The 17,200-nt window shown below is 45.4% G+C and carries 14 protein-coding genes and 1 pseudogene; all 15 read right to left on the bottom strand.

All coding sequences use genetic code 11. The features are described 5' to 3' along the window. Positions 1–148: 148 nt before the first annotated feature. Positions 149–2,485 carry a histidine kinase gene (locus tag PUR_RS11205; protein WP_179035307.1) on the bottom strand — a complete coding sequence of 779 codons (2,337 nt, stop codon included), beginning with the start codon at positions 2,483–2,485 and terminating at the stop codon, positions 149–151. Positions 2,486–2,568: 83 nt separating this feature from the next. Further along, positions 2,569–3,141, bottom strand: coding sequence for a potassium-transporting ATPase subunit KdpC (gene kdpC, locus PUR_RS11200; RefSeq protein ID WP_179035306.1), 573 nt, complete (start codon positions 3,139–3,141; stop codon positions 2,569–2,571). A 17-nt stretch (positions 3,142–3,158) separates the two neighbouring features. Then, positions 3,159–5,186, bottom strand: coding sequence for a potassium-transporting ATPase subunit KdpB (gene kdpB, locus PUR_RS11195; RefSeq protein WP_179037871.1), 2,028 nt, complete (start codon positions 5,184–5,186; stop codon positions 3,159–3,161). Positions 5,187–5,210: 24 nt separating this feature from the next. Then, positions 5,211–6,878, bottom strand: coding sequence for a potassium-transporting ATPase subunit KdpA (gene kdpA / locus PUR_RS11190; protein WP_179037870.1), 1,668 nt, complete (start codon positions 6,876–6,878; stop codon positions 5,211–5,213). A 32-nt stretch (positions 6,879–6,910) separates the two neighbouring features. Beyond that, complete coding sequence (kdpF, locus tag PUR_RS26535) at positions 6,911–6,991, bottom strand: K(+)-transporting ATPase subunit F (protein WP_179037869.1); 81 nt, start codon at positions 6,989–6,991, stop codon at positions 6,911–6,913. A 269-nt stretch (positions 6,992–7,260) separates the two neighbouring features. Next, complete coding sequence (locus PUR_RS11180; RefSeq protein WP_179035305.1) at positions 7,261–7,593, bottom strand: hypothetical protein; 333 nt, start codon at positions 7,591–7,593, stop codon at positions 7,261–7,263. A gap of 219 nt (positions 7,594–7,812) precedes the next feature. Next, entirely contained in the window at positions 7,813–8,520 is a 708-nt protein-coding gene (locus PUR_RS11175; RefSeq protein WP_179035304.1) for a response regulator, read from the bottom strand. Further along, entirely contained in the window at positions 8,513–11,215 is a 2,703-nt protein-coding gene (locus PUR_RS11170; RefSeq protein WP_179035303.1) for a sensor histidine kinase, read from the bottom strand. The genes PUR_RS11175 and PUR_RS11170 overlap by 8 nt, the downstream gene beginning before the upstream one ends. Positions 11,216–11,444: 229 nt before the next feature. After that, positions 11,445–11,930 (bottom strand): annotated as a pseudogene (locus tag PUR_RS11165) (threonine aldolase family protein); the annotation flags it as partial. 62 nt (positions 11,931–11,992) lie between these two features. Continuing rightward, the gene (locus tag PUR_RS11160; protein WP_179035302.1) at positions 11,993–12,436 is read right to left on the bottom strand and encodes a MarR family winged helix-turn-helix transcriptional regulator; all 444 of its coding nucleotides are present in this window, start codon (positions 12,434–12,436) and stop codon (positions 11,993–11,995) included. A gap of 536 nt (positions 12,437–12,972) precedes the next feature. Then, positions 12,973–14,166 carry a DUF6179 domain-containing protein gene (locus PUR_RS11155; RefSeq protein WP_332107950.1) on the bottom strand — a complete coding sequence of 398 codons (1,194 nt, stop codon included), beginning with the start codon at positions 14,164–14,166 and terminating at the stop codon, positions 12,973–12,975. Positions 14,167–14,172: 6 nt separating this feature from the next. Continuing rightward, positions 14,173–14,409 carry a hypothetical protein gene (locus PUR_RS11150; protein WP_179035300.1) on the bottom strand — a complete coding sequence of 79 codons (237 nt, stop codon included), beginning with the start codon at positions 14,407–14,409 and terminating at the stop codon, positions 14,173–14,175. Further along, on the bottom strand, positions 14,391–14,879 hold the full coding sequence (locus tag PUR_RS11145; RefSeq protein ID WP_179035299.1) for a DUF6323 family protein: 489 nt from the start codon (positions 14,877–14,879) through the stop codon (positions 14,391–14,393). The genes PUR_RS11150 and PUR_RS11145 overlap by 19 nt, the downstream gene beginning before the upstream one ends. A gap of 416 nt (positions 14,880–15,295) precedes the next feature. After that, positions 15,296–16,615, bottom strand: coding sequence for an MFS transporter (locus tag PUR_RS11140; protein ID WP_179035298.1), 1,320 nt, complete (start codon positions 16,613–16,615; stop codon positions 15,296–15,298). A 29-nt stretch (positions 16,616–16,644) separates the two neighbouring features. Then, positions 16,645–17,187, bottom strand: a complete 543-nt coding sequence (locus PUR_RS11135) for a D-lyxose/D-mannose family sugar isomerase (protein WP_232101815.1) — start codon at positions 17,185–17,187, stop codon at positions 16,645–16,647. Positions 17,188–17,200: the final 13 nt, after the last annotated feature.

Here is a 17,200-nt window from a genome sequence, read left to right as displayed (position 1 = left end):
GCATTTTGATGCTGTAAGTATATGCCTGCTAACTTAGCTCGGCTGCCGATCATTTTTCGCGCCTCCTTTAACAAGAAAAACAGGCCTGATCGAGAGTTTCCGCATCAGGTCTGTTTTTCTGTGATCTTGCAAAAAAATGTGTGAATCCTCAGGAGGATGAATCTCGCTTGATATTGGGATCATAATTGGCGACAATAAGAATATCCATGTGTCGTGCCGTGCGAAGTAATTTTTTGATGACAGTGCCTCCCCATAAACGTTTCCAAAAGGGCCGATCACATTGGCCAATAATTATTTGGGTAGCCCGGCGCTCATTGGCTTTGGCAAGAAGAATATCTGCAAGCTTTGCAGAATGTCCGGGGGAGACAATTTCAAATTTTCCGCCTAAACGATTGGTCAGACTTTCAAGCATCTGTGTTTTCTTCAACTCCTCTTCATTCATTACTTTTGTAGTGTGCACATACATGACAATCCATTCCGCTTTTAAACGAAATGCAGTTCTAAATCCTCGCCGTATTAACTTCTCTGCATCCTGACTTAGCTTGACACAGACAAAGATAAGCTCCCGTTTATTCCATGGACCTCGCAAAGAACTTTTTCGCTCCCATGCTTCCAGTCGTTCGTCCACATCATCTGCAATTTCACGGAGTGCCAGTTCTCGCAGCGCAATTAAATTCCCCATTTTAAAAAAGTTGCCCAGTGCTTGTTCAATCTTTTCCCGGGCATAGATCTTCCCTTCTTTCATACGGGACTGAAGAGCCTGCGGCGCTACATCAATAAGTTCTACCTCATCTGCCATACGAAGAATAGAATCAGGAACCGTTTCTCTGACCCGCACCCCTGTAATTTGAGCGACTGCGTCATTCAAGCTTTCCAAATGCTGCACATTAACAGTGGAGATGACGGAAATTCCGGCATTTAAAATCTCCAACACATCTTCATAGCGTTTTCTGTTCTTGCTTCCAGGAACATTGGTATGGGCTAGCTCATCGACAAGCACCAGATCAGGGTTTCGCCGAATGATGGCCTCCGTATCCATTTCCTCCAGTTCCGTTCCTGAATATTGAATTTTTGCCCGCTCCACCGTAGGCAGATCCAATACTTGCTGGCTGGTTTCTTTCCTCCCATGTGTCTCCAGAAGGCCGATGACGACATCCGTCCCCTTCTTTAACAAATGATTGCCTTCACGCAGCATGGTATAGGTTTTACCCACTCCGGGAGCCGCGCCTATAAAAACTTTGAACTTTCCTCGTTTAATCCTTCCTATTCTTTCATCGACTTCCTGGCTGCTTAATCGATGATAGAGCGCACTTTCTCCGGAGTTTACCATCTTGGCTGGCATAATCCGCTCTCCCTGATGTGCAGCACGATCTGCCACAATAAAGATATCCATATTTCGCGATTTTCTGAGAATTTGATTAACGACTGAGCCTTGCCACAATTCCTGCCAACGTGTTTGACGGGAGTGCCCTACCAGAATTCGGGTAACACTATGATCAAGTGCATATTCAATGAGTTTGTCTGGCAATTTCCTTCGAGAATGCAGGGGCAGTTCCGCAAATTCCGCACCCACTTTTTCAATAAGCTTCATTAACGACTGCTTAAAAGCAGACTGTTCTTTCGATAGAGGACGGTTTTTCTTGACAAATGTGATCACTAAAAGTTCTCCGTTCAGGCGCTTGGCTACCTGTTGGCCGCGGCGCACATAGATGGAGCCGTTCCAATGATATTGAGTCGAGACTAGAATCCGTTCTGTCGCTCCTGAAGGCCCAATCATCCCCATCTGCTCCCGATGTTTTTCCAGCGAATCGTTAACACCTTCCGCAACGAGCCGAAGCGCGATCTCCCGCAATACGCCCAAATTCCCCCGTTTAAACCATGGTGCGGCATTACTGTTGCGAACATGTCCTTCAGAAAAACGCTGCAGTAACGTTTCCGGGGTCACATCGATTAAGCGGATTTCATCAGCCAGTTCCAATAGATTTGCAGAAACGGTCTCATCGACTTTAATTTTCATATATTTCTGCGCTATTTCTCGGACACCGTCCAGTTCATATACATTCACGGTTGTCATGACGCTAATTCCATTATCAAGTAAATACTGTATATCTCCCCATCTTGTCGGACGTGCCGCGCCCTGCCGATTCCGGTGGGCCAAGCCGTCAACGAGAACCACTTCCGGGTTTCTCTGGAGCAATGCTTCCACGTCCAAGTCCTTTTTTTCCGTTCCCCCGCAGTCCCAATGAATGCTTGGCACCCTTTCCAGGGTACCCAATTGTTCAATGGTTTCTGGCCGTTGCAAAGTGGATACTGCGCATATCACGACATCAATCCCTTGCTGCTTGAGCGCGACTCCTTCCCGCAGCATATGGTAGGTCTTCCCCGCTCCGCTTATCGCGCCAATGAATATTTTTAAACGTCCGCGATGAAGCTTGGAAATCGATAATAATATTTCCTCCGGACTTTTCCTCTTATAATTCTCCATCGCCAATCCTCCGTTCAATACAAGAAAAGGCCGGGATATTTTCCGGCTCTTTCTTGTTTCATTATCCTTTTGACTGTTCAGTCTTATTGTCCACTGACTATTTTTTGCACATCCATATTCAACAGGAGAACATTGACCGCAGGTTCACCGAAAAGGCCAAGCTCTCTCTCTTTTGTGTGCTTGGCTACAAGCCCTTTTAATTGATCCGCAGGTATTCCGGTACTTTCGCTAACACGCGGAATTTGGACTTCCGCGGCAGCAACACTTACATGCGGATCAAGTCCTGAACCGGAGTTTGTAATCAGATCGACCGGAACTTCCGATATGGCAACTTTCGGGTTTTCCTGTTTCCAAACCTCTACCGCTTCTTTCGTTCGCTTCAGCATATCGGGATTGGAAGGCGCATAGTTGGGGGTACCGGACGATGCGGCATTATATTCAATACTGGAAATTCTGCTGTGAAAGTATCCGGGAGCACTAAACGTCTGACCGATTAACCGGGAACCGACCACTTCGTTATTACTATTATAAACCAGACTTCCATTGGCTTGGTCCGGCATAACGGCTTGAGCAATTCCCGTAACAACCAGTTGATAAATCATGACGATGATCATTAAGGCAATGCTTGTTCTCAGAGTAACAGTTATCGTTTTCATGCCTAAGACATCCCTTTCTATAACCAAAATTGGACAATCAGATCAATTACCTTAATTCCGATAAAAGGAACAATCACTCCACCTAACCCATAAACCAATAAGTTGCGGCTTAGCAGCTTCGAAGAACTCATCGGTTTATAGGCCACCCCTTTCATGGCCAATGGAATCAGTAGCGGAATAATGACGGCGTTAAAAATCAAGGCGGAAAGGACTGCCGAAAGTGGCGAATGCAATCTCATGACGTTCAAAATTTCCATTTCAGGAATCGCCACCATAAACATGGCCGGGATAATCGCGAAGTATTTCGCAATGTCATTTGCGATACTGAATGTCGTTAGTGCTCCGCGTGTCATCAACAGTTGTTTTCCGATAGCCACAACTTCAATGATTTTGGACGGGTCAGAATCAAGATCCACCATGTTGGCCGCTTCTTTGGCTGCAACCGTTCCGCTATTCATGGCAATTCCCACGTCCGCCTGAGCCAATGCAGGAGCATCATTTGTCCCGTCACCCGTCATGGCTACCAGTTTTCCTTCCGCTTGTTCGCGGCGAATCACGGCGATTTTATCCTCTGGCTTGCTTTCGGCAATAAAATCGTCTACACCGGCCTCCGCGGCAATAGTTGCAGCCGTCAGCGGATTGTCGCCTGTACACATAATGGTTTTAATGCCCATTTCTCTCATTTGGTCAAAACGTTCTCTCATCCCCGGTTTTACGGTGTCTTTCAGATAAATAAGACCATAGATCGTTTGATCGACAGCTACAGCCAGCGGCGTCCCCCCTGCCGAAGCAATGTCATTGCTGTTAGCAAGCAAATCCTCGGGAATCCTGCCGCCTTGGCCCGCAACCCACTGCTTGACCGCATCCACGGCCCCTTTCCGGACCTTTCGTCCATCCTGTAGATCAACGCCGCTCATTCGGGTCTCTGCTTTAAATTCAATAAAGTCCGCGCCGGCCGCAATCTTCTCTTCAAAAGATAGCCCTTGCTTGTTCAGCAGTTCCAGCACAGAACGCCCTTCCGGTGTCTCATCACGAACTGAGCTTATCGCCGCCCATGCCGCCACTTCCTGGATATTGTGATTTCCTACAGGAACAAACTCACTGGCCATGCGGTTTCCATAGGTAATGGTTCCGGTTTTATCCAAAATAATGGTATTGATATCTCCCGATGCTTCAACCGCCTTGCCGGACATCGCCAATACATTAAATTGGGTCACACGGTCCATGCCCGCGATTCCGATCGCTGACAACAACCCCCCAATTGTAGTGGGGATTAGACAAACCAACAACGCAATCAGGACGGGAATTTCCAGATGTATGTCCAGATAATTAGCGAAGAACGGGAGGGCCGTCACCACAATCAGGAAAATGATTGTCAGACTGACCAAAACCGTATTCAAGGCAATTTCGTTGGGCGTTTTTTGGCGTTTTGCCCCTTCAACTAAAGAAATCATCCGATCCAGAAAGGATTCCCCCGGATCGCTGGTGATGCGAACCGTAATCCTGTCGCTAACGACCTTCGTTCCTCCGGTTACTGAGCTGAAATCGCCGCCCGCCTCTTTAATGACCGGAGCGGATTCACCGGTAATTGCAGATTCATCCACAGAAGCCAATCCTTCAATAACTTCTCCGTCGCCCGGAATCATCTCTCCCAGGGCTACAATCACAACATCACCTTTGCGCAGTTCCGTGGACGGCACCTGCTTGATGCCGTTTCCGCTTACCTTGTTTGCCGTAATTTCTTTTTTTGATTTCTTCAGCGAATCCGCTTGCGCCTTGCCTCTTCCTTCAGCCAGCGCTTCGGCAAAGTTGGCAAACAACACGGTGAACAACAGAATGAATGCAACAGAAATATTGAAGCCAACCGATACATTTCCGTTAAATGCATTCGGCATAAAGATTAAAAACAAAGTAATGAGAAAGCCTATTTCAACCACAAACATGATGGGATTTCGCACCATAATCCGCGGGTCCAGTTTAATAAATGCCTGTTTAATCGCCTGATTGATGATATTTCTTGTCATTGCGCTTTTTCTTGTGCTCATAACTTCTCCTCCATCCATATCCAGCTATGGTTTCAGTGTCAAATATTCAGCGATCGGTCCGAGTGCGAGAGCCGGAAAGAACGTCAACGCTCCGACAATCAATACAGCGCCAAGAAAAACAGCACCAAACAAAGCATTATCCGTCCGGAATGTTCCTGCCGTTTGCTGTACGCTCTTCTTGGTAGCCAGGGAACCGGCTACAGCCAGCATGGTAATGATTGGAAAATATCGTCCAAGGAACATTACAATGCCGGTGGAGATATTCCAGAACGGCGTCGCATCTGCAAGCCCCTCGAATCCGGAGCCATTGTTGGCAGCAGAAGAAGTGAACTCATATAACGCTTGTGTCAGGCCGTGAAATCCAGGATTGGATATGGTGTCTGCATGGGCAAACAGGGCCACCGCCGTGGGAAAGAGAACCAGCAATGGATGGATAATCAGCGTAATTGCAATTAACTTCATTTCCTTCCCCTCAATTTTTTTACCGAGAAACTCCGGTGTTCGGCCTACCATCAGACCGGAGAGGAAGACGGCAATCATGGCGTACATAAGCACATTGATAAAGCCTGCGCCTACACCGCCAAACACGGTATTAAGCATCATGTTCACAATTGCGATTAACCCGCCCACTGGAGTGAGGGTGTCATGCATCGTATTAACTGCGCCTGACTCGGAAGCTGTTGTAACCACTGAATACAGAGCAGACTGCGCTGCACCAAACCGTGCCTCTTTCCCCTCCATTGACCCCTGCTGATGTTGAATGCCAAGGGAGTTAATGATAGGGTTCCCTGCATTTTCACTGGCCAGAGAGATCCCAAGAAAGACGATAAGCATCATGGCCATAGATACAAACAGAACACGGCCCTGCTTTTTATTGCCCACCATTTTCCCATACGTGAAAGGCAAAGAGGTACCCAGCAGCAGCATCATCAGAACCTGCAGCAAGTTGCTGATGCCGCCCGGATTTTCAAACGGATGGGCTGAATTGACTCCAAAAAATCCGCCGCCGTTGTTGCCCAGTTCTTTAATAGATAGAAACGAAGCCACAGGTCCACGGGCAATCTCTTGCTTGGCACCCTCCAGCGTAGTAGCAATAGCTGTTGGTTCCAGTGTTTGCGGTACACCGAGAGCAACAAAGACCAAAGCCAGTACAAAGGATACCGGCAGCAAAATACGAGTTATTCCCCGAATCAAATCAACAAAAAAGTTGCCTAGCGGCTTGCCGGACAAACCACGAATAAAGGCTATGGCAACCGCAAGTGCAGAGGCAGGGGCGGTAAACATCATGAATACGACAGCCATCATTTGTGACAGATAGGATAAGCCGCTTTCGCCGCTGTAATGCTGAAGATCGGTGTTTGTCATAAAGCTGATTGCCGTATTAAAAGCTAAAGTGGGTTCCATGGAAGCCATACCGCCTGGATTTAATGGCAGCACCCCCTGGAATCTGAAAATTAAATATACAAGCAAAATCATTACGGAATTACTGAGGACCGCAGCCAGTGCGTATTGCTTCCAGCTTTGGTGTTCCCGCCCTATACCGGCAACTGCATAAAAGGGTTGTTCCAGCCAGCCAAACCAGCGGTCAAGTCCCGTTCTCTCGTAGTTGAATGCTTGAGCAATATATAGCCCCGTAGGGCGGGCAAGCAGCAAGGAGAGCAATAAGGTTACTGCAATTGCGAATAAAGAAATCGTGGTCACTTGAATCCCTCCTGAAATCATTACTAAAATTTTTCCGGATTAATTAGCGCGTAAGTCAAATACACAAAAAGAGCCGCCACTATCGTTGCAAGTACCCATATCATCCTTGGTCACTTCCTTCATCTATTGTTCCGGACGCCCATTTTCCAAGTCCAATCATCAGTAAAGTAAGCAGCAATAAGATGGCAATCATTAAAAGATCTTGCACTGTAAAGCTTCCTCCTTCAGAACGCTTCATTTGTCAATCAAAAAAGACAATCAAAAATATACACTTTGCTGAATTTCATTTTCCGGCGAGTATATCAAGGATTTTCCTTAATATTGACCTTGATGATGATTTTAATCCCAGTTCATAGAAATGCAGCTCTGATCTTTAGCTGTAAACCTCTTCTGCCAACACCTGATTTACAGCCTTGATAAAGGCGCTATAGCCTCCATCGCTATCATTCCGATGAGGAAGTGCCAGAAGCATCGTCTGCTCTATCCGCCCATCATCAAACTCATAGCTGTTTGACAGAATTTCTCTGATTTCATCGGCAGGCGCTCCATTAGCAAACATTTGAGCCGCTTTATATATACCATAGTCTTCATAGTAGCCCGCCCTTGTCACCTTCTGCTTATCGATAAAATCGTATATTTTTTTAGCGGAATACAGCACCGCCAGCAGAATCAAGATCAAAACCACGGTTGTTAAAATTCCACCCATCTCCATACCCTCTTTCCTCATCATTCAGCCAATGCCCATCTCCACGTCCATGCAAATCCTCCTTATCCTTGCTGCTTCCGATTTCAGCGTATCACTCCCGCCATTAGTTTAGGATTAGAGTTTGAATGAAAGAATAAAGATTATCTTAAGATGCCTGTTTAACACAAAAAAACCATGCTCCAAAGAGCATGGCCGCTAATACCATTTGTTTCAGATCGCTTAGCCATCATCGCCGACTTGCAGCATCCGGTAACCGACACCGATATGAGTTTGAATATATTTAGACTGTGAAGCTGTTTTTTCTATTTTTTTCCTTAGGGTAGCCATAAACACGCGCAGGGCAGGAATATCGTAGGTATGATTACCCCAGATTTCATGCAGGATGTAATTATGCGTCAGTACTTTACCCACATTCTTTGCCAGCAGGCATAGAAGTTTATATTCGCTTGGCGTCAGATGAACCTCTTCTTGACTGAGCCACACGCACCCTGCAGCATAATCAATTTTTAAATTCCCGTTGGTGAAACTGGATGCATCTTTTAGGAGCTTATCGCTGTCATATCGAATTCGCCGCAAACTGACCCGAAGCCTTGCCAGCAGTTCTTCCACACTGAAGGGCTTAGTCAAATAATCGTCTGCGCCCGCATCCAGCGCTTCTATTTTGTCCCGATCTTCACTGCGAGCGCTGACCACGATAATGGGTAGATTAGACCATTCCCGTACCTTCTTTATGATATCCACACCGTCCATATCCGGCAGTCCCAAATCCAGAATCATCATATCCGGCTGCTTGGATACCGCTTCTAAAATTGATGCTTCGCCTGTTTCAGCCGTATGATATTTATAACCTTGCGTCTCTAGGGTTGTCGTAATCAGCTTGCGGATGGGCTTGTCGTCCTCAACGACAAGAATGAAAGGTTTATTCATGGACATTCACCTCCTCAGCTTGCAGGGTAAAATAAAAAACCGTCCCCTTCGGAAAATGGTCTTTAACACCAATAGTTCCACCATGGGCATTCACAATCGATTTACACAGAGAAAGTCCCAATCCTAAACCGCGGCGGCCGTCCCCGCGAATATTATCTGCCGTATAGAACATCTCAAACAGTCTGCTCTTGGCCTCTTCTGAAATACCCGGGCCATCGTCGGAGACTTCCACAACCACCTTTTGCTTGTCTCGTCTTGCCGAAAGCGTGATGTGCGAACCATATTGGGTATATTTGATTGCGTTATCAACAATATTGATCAGAACCTGAACAATAAGCCGGGAATCCATCCGAGCCATGAGAAGCTCGTCATCCAATACCGTTCGGATGATATGCTTCTCGCTGTTTCGATTTACATGAAGCAGAGCTTCCGAAATGACTTCCTCCATTAACTCAGCCTGCAAGTTCAGGTTTAAAGTACCCTTTTCAATTCGACTAATGGAAAGCAGATTTTCCACCAAATTGATCAGCCACATGGAATCGTCATAAATGTCCGTATACAGCCCCTTTTTCTGTTCTTCGCTTAGCACCTTGGAGTTTCCAATGAGAATTCCCGCATTGCCTGAAATGCTGGTCAGAGGGGTTCGCAAATCATGGGAGATCGCCCGAAGCAGATTGGCGCGGAGCTGCTCCTGCTGGATTTGCATGGAGATTTCTTTTTGCTTCTCGTTCAGTCTTTCTTTCTCCAGCGCCAGCGCGCATTCTCCCAGCATGGCAATCATCAGGCTCTTCTCAAAAACATCGAGTGGGTCTTCCCGGTCCATAACAATGGCCGCCACTGCAAAAACCGCATTGCCTCCACGCACAGCATGATACAGGCAATTCGCGCCAAAAAAAGTATCCGTGGTAGCTCCGGCGCGCTTATTGTTCTTATACACCCATTCCGCGACCGCACGTTCGTTCTCTCCTGTATAAGCTTGCTTATCGACCGTTGATTCTTTTTTTGGGAAAATCAGCGGCGCCGACAGGGCATCATCCTGTATCGAATAAAAAATAATCGTTCTGTCCAACAGCTTCACCATTTGATGCGCTGTTTCATCAATAATAGCCGAAAAGTCTTTTGCCTGTTGCAATTTCCGGCTCGTTTCCAGAAGCACCTCCGTCCGGTACGCTTTTTCCGCAGATTGACGAGCCTGTTCCCTTACCCGCATGGTCAGTGTGCTCGTTATGAAAGAGGCCGCCAGCATAACCAAAAAGGTAACCAGATAACCTGAATCATACGCCCGCAACGAATAATACGGCTCGGTAAAGAAGTAATTGAATACAAGCACACTCATAACCGAAGAAACAGCGCTGTACAGCCTGCCCTTGGTAACCATCGCGTTTAACAGGGCGCCTAGAATATACACGGTGATAATATTAGCTTCTCTAAGCTCCAGATACTTAAACCATATTCCTATTGTTGTGCAGACAGCCAAAATTGCGGAGGTCTTGGCAGTGTCAATCAGAGACAGCTTTGAGGATTTCGCGTATAGAGGCACCCTTTTATAAATTGAGGGCTGAGCGTAGGGGATAATATAGGTCTCAATATTAGGGACCAAGGCAGTCAGTTTATCCACAACATTGGATTTTGCAAGCCCTCTCTTTTTGTTGGGGGAGCGCCCTAGGACAATCTTTGATACCCGGCTTGTTTTGACATATTCAGCAATCTGTCCCGGAATATCCTCTCCGTAAACCGTCGCAATCTGTGCGCCCAGTTGCTCGGCCAGTCTCAGGTTTTCCCTTAGTTCCGCTTTGTTTTTTGGCGTTAATTCCTTGATTTCCGGTGTTTCCACAAATAGGGCCGTGAAATAACCATGAAAAGCTTCGGCCATTCTCGCCGCTGTGCGAATCACTTTTTTATTGGAAGCCGCCGAAGACAGGCAGACCAAAATATGGTCTTTCGTATAGTGTTCATTTTTTTTCGCCTGTTCACTGATTTGTATCGCAATTCGGTTTAACTGACTTGCCGTGTTGCGTAGAGCAATTTCACGCAGGGCGGTGAGCTTTTCTTTGGTAAACAAATCCGCAGCAAGCGCCTGTTCAGCCTGATCCTCACCATAGATCTTCCCCTTGTTCAAACGGTCTATCAAATCATCGGGTTCAATATCGACCAATTCCACCTGATCGGCACTGTCAAATACGCTGTCCGGAATGCGGTCGTGAACAGGGAGCCCGGTAATGGAGGAGACAATATCCGTCAGGCTTTCAATCTGCTGAACATTAATCGTCGTATATACATGAATTCCTGCTCGGAGAAGCTCCTCCACATCCTGATATCTTTTTTTGTGACGGCATCCTGCCGCGTTGGCATGAGCCAGATCATCCAATAAAATAAGGTCAGGGCTTCTTTGGAGCGCACCATCCAGATCAAATTCATTGATGACAGATCCTTCATTGAAGATTTCCATAGAAGGCAAAAGTTCGAGTCCTTCCAGGAGAGCCGTCGTATCGGGCCGGGCATGGGGTTCAATATATCCAGCGACCACATCCATCCCATCTTTTTGCTCCTCATGGGCGGCGCTCAGCATAGAACAGGTCTTGCCGACACCTGGCGCATATCCAATAAAAATTTTCAGTTTTCCTCGTTTTTTTTCCACCGGTATACCGATAATCCGCTCCAGCAAAGACTCGGCATCGATTTGTGTTATTGCCATCCCAAGCCTGCTTTCTGTTAATCTTTGATTTTTCTCAATGTCCTCGGATTGTGCAACAATCCGCATGTTCTTGCACCCTCTTATAGTTGTTAGTATATCATGTGCAAAATCAGCATCGCGTTATAACTTTGACCGCAGCATTAAGATTACATTAAGGCGGCCTCTTGAAGAACATTTATGATCCTACCGGATCGAAGGCCATTATAATCAATACACCATTCAGGCATCCCTAATTTAATTCCTTAATATCCTCTATCAGCATTTCAACATTTTCTTTTTTTGTAGCCCAACTGGTACAAAATCTCACAACACTGTGGGTAGTATCGACTTTTTCCCAGAAGGAAAAAGAATACTTTTTGCCCAATTTCATTAACACATCTTCCGGCAAAATGGGAAACTGTTGATTGGTTTTGGAATCATATCGTAATGAAAATCCTTTTTCAACAAATGCCTCTTGAATCATCATCGCCATTTCCACGGCATGATTAGAAATTTCATAGTATAAGCCATCTTCAAACAAAGTTTCAAACTGGATTCCGAGTAATCTCCCCTTAGCCAGTAATCCTCCCTTTTGCTTGATCATATACCGAAAATCTTTTTTCAGGTCATCGTTTATGATGACTGCTGCTTCCCCAAACAATGCCCCAATTTTCGTTCCCCCGATATAGAACACATCACAAAGCCTTGCAATATCTGCCAAGGATAAATCACTGTCTTTATTCGTTTCAGAATTCGCTTATGAGCACCTTCTGTATAATCATTTTCAAATCGTATCATTCAAATTCCCTCCGGCATTTCTAATTTCTTCTGAATAAACAACATAGAAGTATGTAATTCTTTAATTTCTTTTTGTGATAATCCTTTCAGCAATCTCACTATATGTTCATCAGATTTTTCATTCAGCTGATTAAAAAGAGCGATCCCTTTGGGTGTCAATCGAATCAGACTCGTTCTGCTGTCCGAGGCGGAGTTTTCCTTAATAATCAGGCCATCTTTACTGAGCTTGGTAATAATTCTACTCATGTAGCTGCGGTCAATATCCAATTTTTCGACTAAATTGTTGGCGATACACTGTTCCAGAAAACCAATCTCTAAAATTACCCGCGCCTCTGTAAAAGAATATCCGGTATTCAATACGTGCTTATCCAATAAGCCGAGTATATTCGTATAAAACCGGTTAAATTGCCGTATATCGGCTATGATATTATCATTTAGGGTCATTGTAACCCTCCTTTTAGTGGACTATGTCAACTTTTTTTATTTTTAAATCATTGATGGATAAATTGTAAGTAATCTCATGTTAAAATTGGGTGCACCATGATCATTGGTAGCATTGTTCCCGAGGATCATCCTTTAAAACGAGAAAGCGAGTTAGTCCTGAAACAGTACGGGGATTCTCTTAGTTTTTGCCCGGTGGACATAACAAGCAGCCGATATATCGACTGCGTTCGTTCCTGTGCTTAACGCCACGGGTACTCAATGCCCAATATGGCTTGATTCGATAAGTGCCAGAACCCTTCAAACACAAACAGTCCCGATGCTAAAGCTCTCCATCAGGACTGTTTTGTTTGGTATCAAAGTAGATTAGTGCATGAATATTCAGCTTATTGAATGCAATTTATTTCTCATTAAATATATATTTGATCTCAAAACGGAATTGTCGTTTTTTGGCGTACCGCATTTTACACGATCACAGCCATTTCATATTTCTACCCTTGCTGTCTCGAAACAATAAAGTGTCAGACTAAAATGGCTGATCAATAGAATTTCATTTGTTCATAGTCCATCTCATCCATATACTTTTCGACGGCTTGCAGCCGCTCCCGGCTCTTCCCCTTCAGGGACTGGACAAATTGCATTTGCCACTCCACCCTATGCTCATTCTCCAATAACAGAATGGACGGCAAATCCAGAGACTCGCTTCGCAACTCTTCATAGAAAACGATTTTCGCCAGAATAGCCAGCTCCATATCGCCAGACGCATGGAAAAGGGCATCATGCTCATCCCCGTACAAGCAGTCGGATTCAAGCATATCGAGGAAGTCATGGAAGGAATGGAAGCTGGATAAGATCAGCTTGACCTTGTCCTCCTTCCGCTCGCAGGCCATAATCTCATCCAGCCGTCTTCTTAACTCTACATCGCTCATTCTGTCCTCTTCGTTAAAGAAAAGGACAATGGATTTCACTCCCGCCTCCCGCTCTGTAATAATGACAGCCCGCAAGCTGCCATGCTTTGCGGCATTCGTCACTCGCTGAACGATGTCTTCCATGCAACCGTCCATATACTCCTTCAATCGGGTATGAATTGGCAATTCTTGCTGAAGCTTACCCATCGCACCGGAGATGACGGACCTGATTTGCGGTTCAGTAAGGCTCATGAATTGCTGTTCTAACCTTTGGTATTGACTCTCGGAAATTCTGATTTGATAGGCATCTCCTCCTGATAAAACGGAGAAAATCGCATGATTCAGCACTACCTCATAAATATTGAACAGCTCGATCCGGTAGTTAAACCTGCATTCCCTTCCGTAGTAGGCCAGCAAATTCAGCAGCTCCCGCTGATCGAACATCGCGCAGAACTCGGTCTCCAGCTTCAGCCGCTCCAGATACTGCTTCATATAAAAAACGCCCTGGAGCCGCATATCATCCACAGCTAGCGGGTAATCGATACTGGCCATCGTATTGTGGGCATCGAAGATGATGCCGTATTTCCTGAGAAAGACAGGCAGGGACTCATCGATGGTCATGTTATAGGCGTCGACCGGAACCCCCAGCTTGTTAGCAACGATTTCCTTATATAGCTGCTTGGACTCTTCCAAGCATTGACCGACCATTTTCATGCCTCGTTCATAAATTTGGCGAACATCAATCGTTTTAAGACAAGTGATCGCCATCTCCGGCTCCTCAAAATTGTACAGATACGCATCGGCCGCATACATGATAGAGGTCAGGAGGCTTTAGGCGGTTTCCATGGTGACCGAGGTGCTTTCGCCCCGGGTGTATTTTTTGATCAGCATCTGCAAGATCTGCATGAACGCATTCTGAATGCGCATTATTTCCTGTCTCGTCAGCAGCCCCGCTCGCAAGCCTGCGTTCATTAACGAAATCGTATATTGATTTCGCTGCAGCCGAGATTTTCGAATACCGCCCTGAATGGTTAGCTCCCGCCCGTTATTCAGTTTTTCAGATCCCAATAGTCCTCTTCTCCTTCAGTTAGAGACTCGTTCTTCTGCAATTCTCTTCGGAATTCTTCGGCATATTCTTCGAGCCTGCTTTTTAACAAGCCTAGTGAGCCCTCGCAATCCTCTTCGAACATTTCCTTCATCCTGTGGAGGAGCTTCATGTCGCTGATCCGGTCTTCGGTTTCATTTTTCAGATCATAAAAAATCTCATGCAGCTCATTCAGCGTATCCGCATAGTTCTCCTGCTGAATGAACGAGGACGCCGAGAATACCTCGATGAGCGCCTTGGTCACTTCGATGCTCAATTCCACCCGCCCGTAACTGTGCAGGACCTCGTTTCTCGCCGCCATCATCAGCTCAACATCCTTCGGGGTCAGAACCAGGCCGTATTCTTTGGTTTTCTCGTTCAATTCCAGTAATTCGGTCATATACTGTACCTGCATAGATACGTTCAGGGAGTTGAAAATGCGGGGGAAATACATGCTGTTATCCTCCTTTTTCTGCTCTTTAAATAATGAACAATCATTTTCCCACTACCATTAATTTCTTCGAGAAAAAATTAAAAAAACAGTTGACTTCCTCTTGATATTATGGTATAATATATGTTATTTTTTAATTATCCTATATTTTATCACTGTTTCCATCGATGTCAATTGAAGCTGACGATAAAACAGCAGGTGGTTTTTAAAAATAGAAAGGTTGGGCAGAAGATAATTCTGACCCAACCTTTTTTGTGTTAATCCAAAATCCTCTGAAGGACATATACTTGTCGAATCCTGAAATGTGGCAGTTAACAAGCTGGCCGATCTTCGTCGGCTAATTCCGTCTAAGACTTAAATATCGTATATAACCCTTATTAACTTTAATAAGCCTGTTATTTCAAAGAAGGCAGCTTTTCTCAAACTGCATTCCTCGGCTCCTGGTTCTCCACGATCGTACGATTCTTCCCGCTCTTTACTGCCAATACCTGAATACAAGTAAGAATCAGCATCAGTGCCAGGAAGGCAATACCGAATGAAACTGTGCCTGTTACATCATTTAAAATACCGATGACGTAGGGTCCAATAAATCCTCCGAAATTTCCTAACGAGTTGATAATCCCAATACCTACAACAGCGGCTTCCGCTGTTAGTGTGGCTGAAGTAAATGCCCAATATGGGCCGGAAAAGCTGTATAACCCCGCTGTGGTCACACAAATCATAAGGACTGCGACAAGGGGACTTGGAGCGATCAGCGCTCCTATTAGGCCGATGGCTCCCAATAATGGTGCAAAAGCAGCGTGATATTTACGTTCTCTCGTACGGTCGGAATGCACTCCCATCAAGACCATGGCGATCGCCCCGCAAATATAAGGAGCCATAGTGATGTAACCAACTTGCGTATCAGTTAGAACATCAGATAAGGATTTTATAATCCGCGGCATCCAGAAGCTTATTCCGTAAAGTCCAATGACATAGGTCAGGTTTGTAAAGGCAAACTTCCACACTATTTTATCTTTAGATACTCCCTTGAATGACAGCGCTTTCGTATCTCTTTTATTTAAACTTTCCTTCTTGAGTTCATTGCTTAACCATTCTTTCTCTTCGCAGCTCAGCCATTTGGCTTGATTCGGTTTATCGCTTAGATAGAAAAAAGTAATAATTCCTAGAACAACGGCAGGAATTCCCGCAAAAATAAAGAGCCAGCGCCACCCCGGCATTCCTGCCCAATGAATATTTTGCACAACCCATATGGAAAGAGGAGCACCTAAAGCGTTCGCAAGAGGTGGCGCAGTCATAAACAAAGCTACGACTTTGGCCCGTTCTTTCGATCGGAACCAGAAGGTGATATAAAGAATTACTCCCGGAAAAAAGCCGGCTTCCGCTACTCCTAGAAGAAAACGAAGAATATAAAGATGGCTGACGCTGTTGGACCATGCCGTGATAACGGTTACAATCCCCCAGGCAACAAGGATGCGGGCAATCCACTTTCTGGCTCCATAGCGATTCAACATGATATTACTGGGTACTGTGCAAACAAAGTACCCAATAAAGAAGATTCCCGAGATCAGACCAAAAGCGCTGCTTGTTATGCCTAATGCCTTATCCATACCGCCTAAGGAAGAATACGTGATGCTTACACGATCCAGAAAAGAAACCAAATAAGCAATAAACAAATAAGGGACAATGTGTAATGTTATTTTTTTCGTCGCGGATTTTTCGACAGATGAAATACTCATTTTCTTCTCACCCTCTCATTTTTTTTGGCTTATTGGAGAATTGGAGTTCTGATAATTTTTGGATCTGTAAAAATATCATTCTCGTCTGTACTCGTTGATGAAAATTCCGATACAACCGCCCCCTCATCTCCAGCTTGGAACCAGTGCGGCGTCTCTGGAAGAATCGTATATTGCTCACCGGGCTTCAACACGATTTCCTTCCAAACTCTTAAATGCTCTCCATATCCTTCGGGGATGACAGCTTGGGGATGTTCAGTTGCAGTACCCGGCACATGTAAATAGACTATTCCTTTGCGGCAGCGGAACGTTTCCTCTTTTCCCGGATTTCCATTTACATGTGGGTGATAATGCTCAGGACAGGTCTGACGCGGCAATAATACAAGTTCTTTCGCACAATATCTGGATGTATTCACATAGGTTACTAACTGCAACCCAAGTTCGCGGATGCGGCCTAAGCCAAAATCAGCGATTTCCAAAGCTTCCGCTTCTTGAGAAGAAAGCTTGATACCCGCCTCCTTTAGATAGCGAAGCGATTCATTCTTTACATTTTTATATTCTTGTTTACTGATCACTTTTTTGCAACCC

It is taken from the genome of Paenibacillus sp. URB8-2 (genome assembly GCF_013393385.1).
Classification (GTDB): Bacteria; Bacillota; Bacilli; order Paenibacillales; family Paenibacillaceae; genus Paenibacillus_AQ.
Note: the sequence above shows the minus strand (reverse complement) of the source record. Positions and strands in the feature narration are given on the sequence as shown.

Excerpts from the sequence above, each read along its gene's own strand:
- PUR_RS11160 (WP_179035302.1), bottom strand. The coding sequence starts at position 12,436 with ATGACCCTAAATGATAATATCATAGCCGATATACGGCAATTTAACCGG.
- kdpC (WP_179035306.1), bottom strand. The coding sequence starts at position 3,141 with ATGAAAACGATAACTGTTACTCTGAGAACAAGCATTGCCTTAATGATC.
- PUR_RS11180 (WP_179035305.1), bottom strand. The coding sequence starts at position 7,593 with ATGGGTGGAATTTTAACAACCGTGGTTTTGATCTTGATTCTGCTGGCG.
- kdpF (WP_179037869.1), bottom strand. The coding sequence starts at position 6,991 with ATGATATGGGTACTTGCAACGATAGTGGCGGCTCTTTTTGTGTATTTG.
- PUR_RS11205 (WP_179035307.1), bottom strand. The coding sequence starts at position 2,485 with ATGGAGAATTATAAGAGGAAAAGTCCGGAGGAAATATTATTATCGATT.
- PUR_RS11170 (WP_179035303.1), bottom strand. The coding sequence starts at position 11,215 with ATGGCAATAACACAAATCGATGCCGAGTCTTTGCTGGAGCGGATTATC.
- PUR_RS11145 (WP_179035299.1), bottom strand. The coding sequence starts at position 14,879 with ATGTATTTCCCCCGCATTTTCAACTCCCTGAACGTATCTATGCAGGTA.
- PUR_RS11175 (WP_179035304.1), bottom strand. The coding sequence starts at position 8,520 with ATGAATAAACCTTTCATTCTTGTCGTTGAGGACGACAAGCCCATCCGC.
- kdpB (WP_179037871.1), bottom strand. The coding sequence starts at position 5,186 with ATGAGCACAAGAAAAAGCGCAATGACAAGAAATATCATCAATCAGGCG.
- PUR_RS11140 (WP_179035298.1), bottom strand. The coding sequence starts at position 16,615 with ATGAGTATTTCATCTGTCGAAAAATCCGCGACGAAAAAAATAACATTA.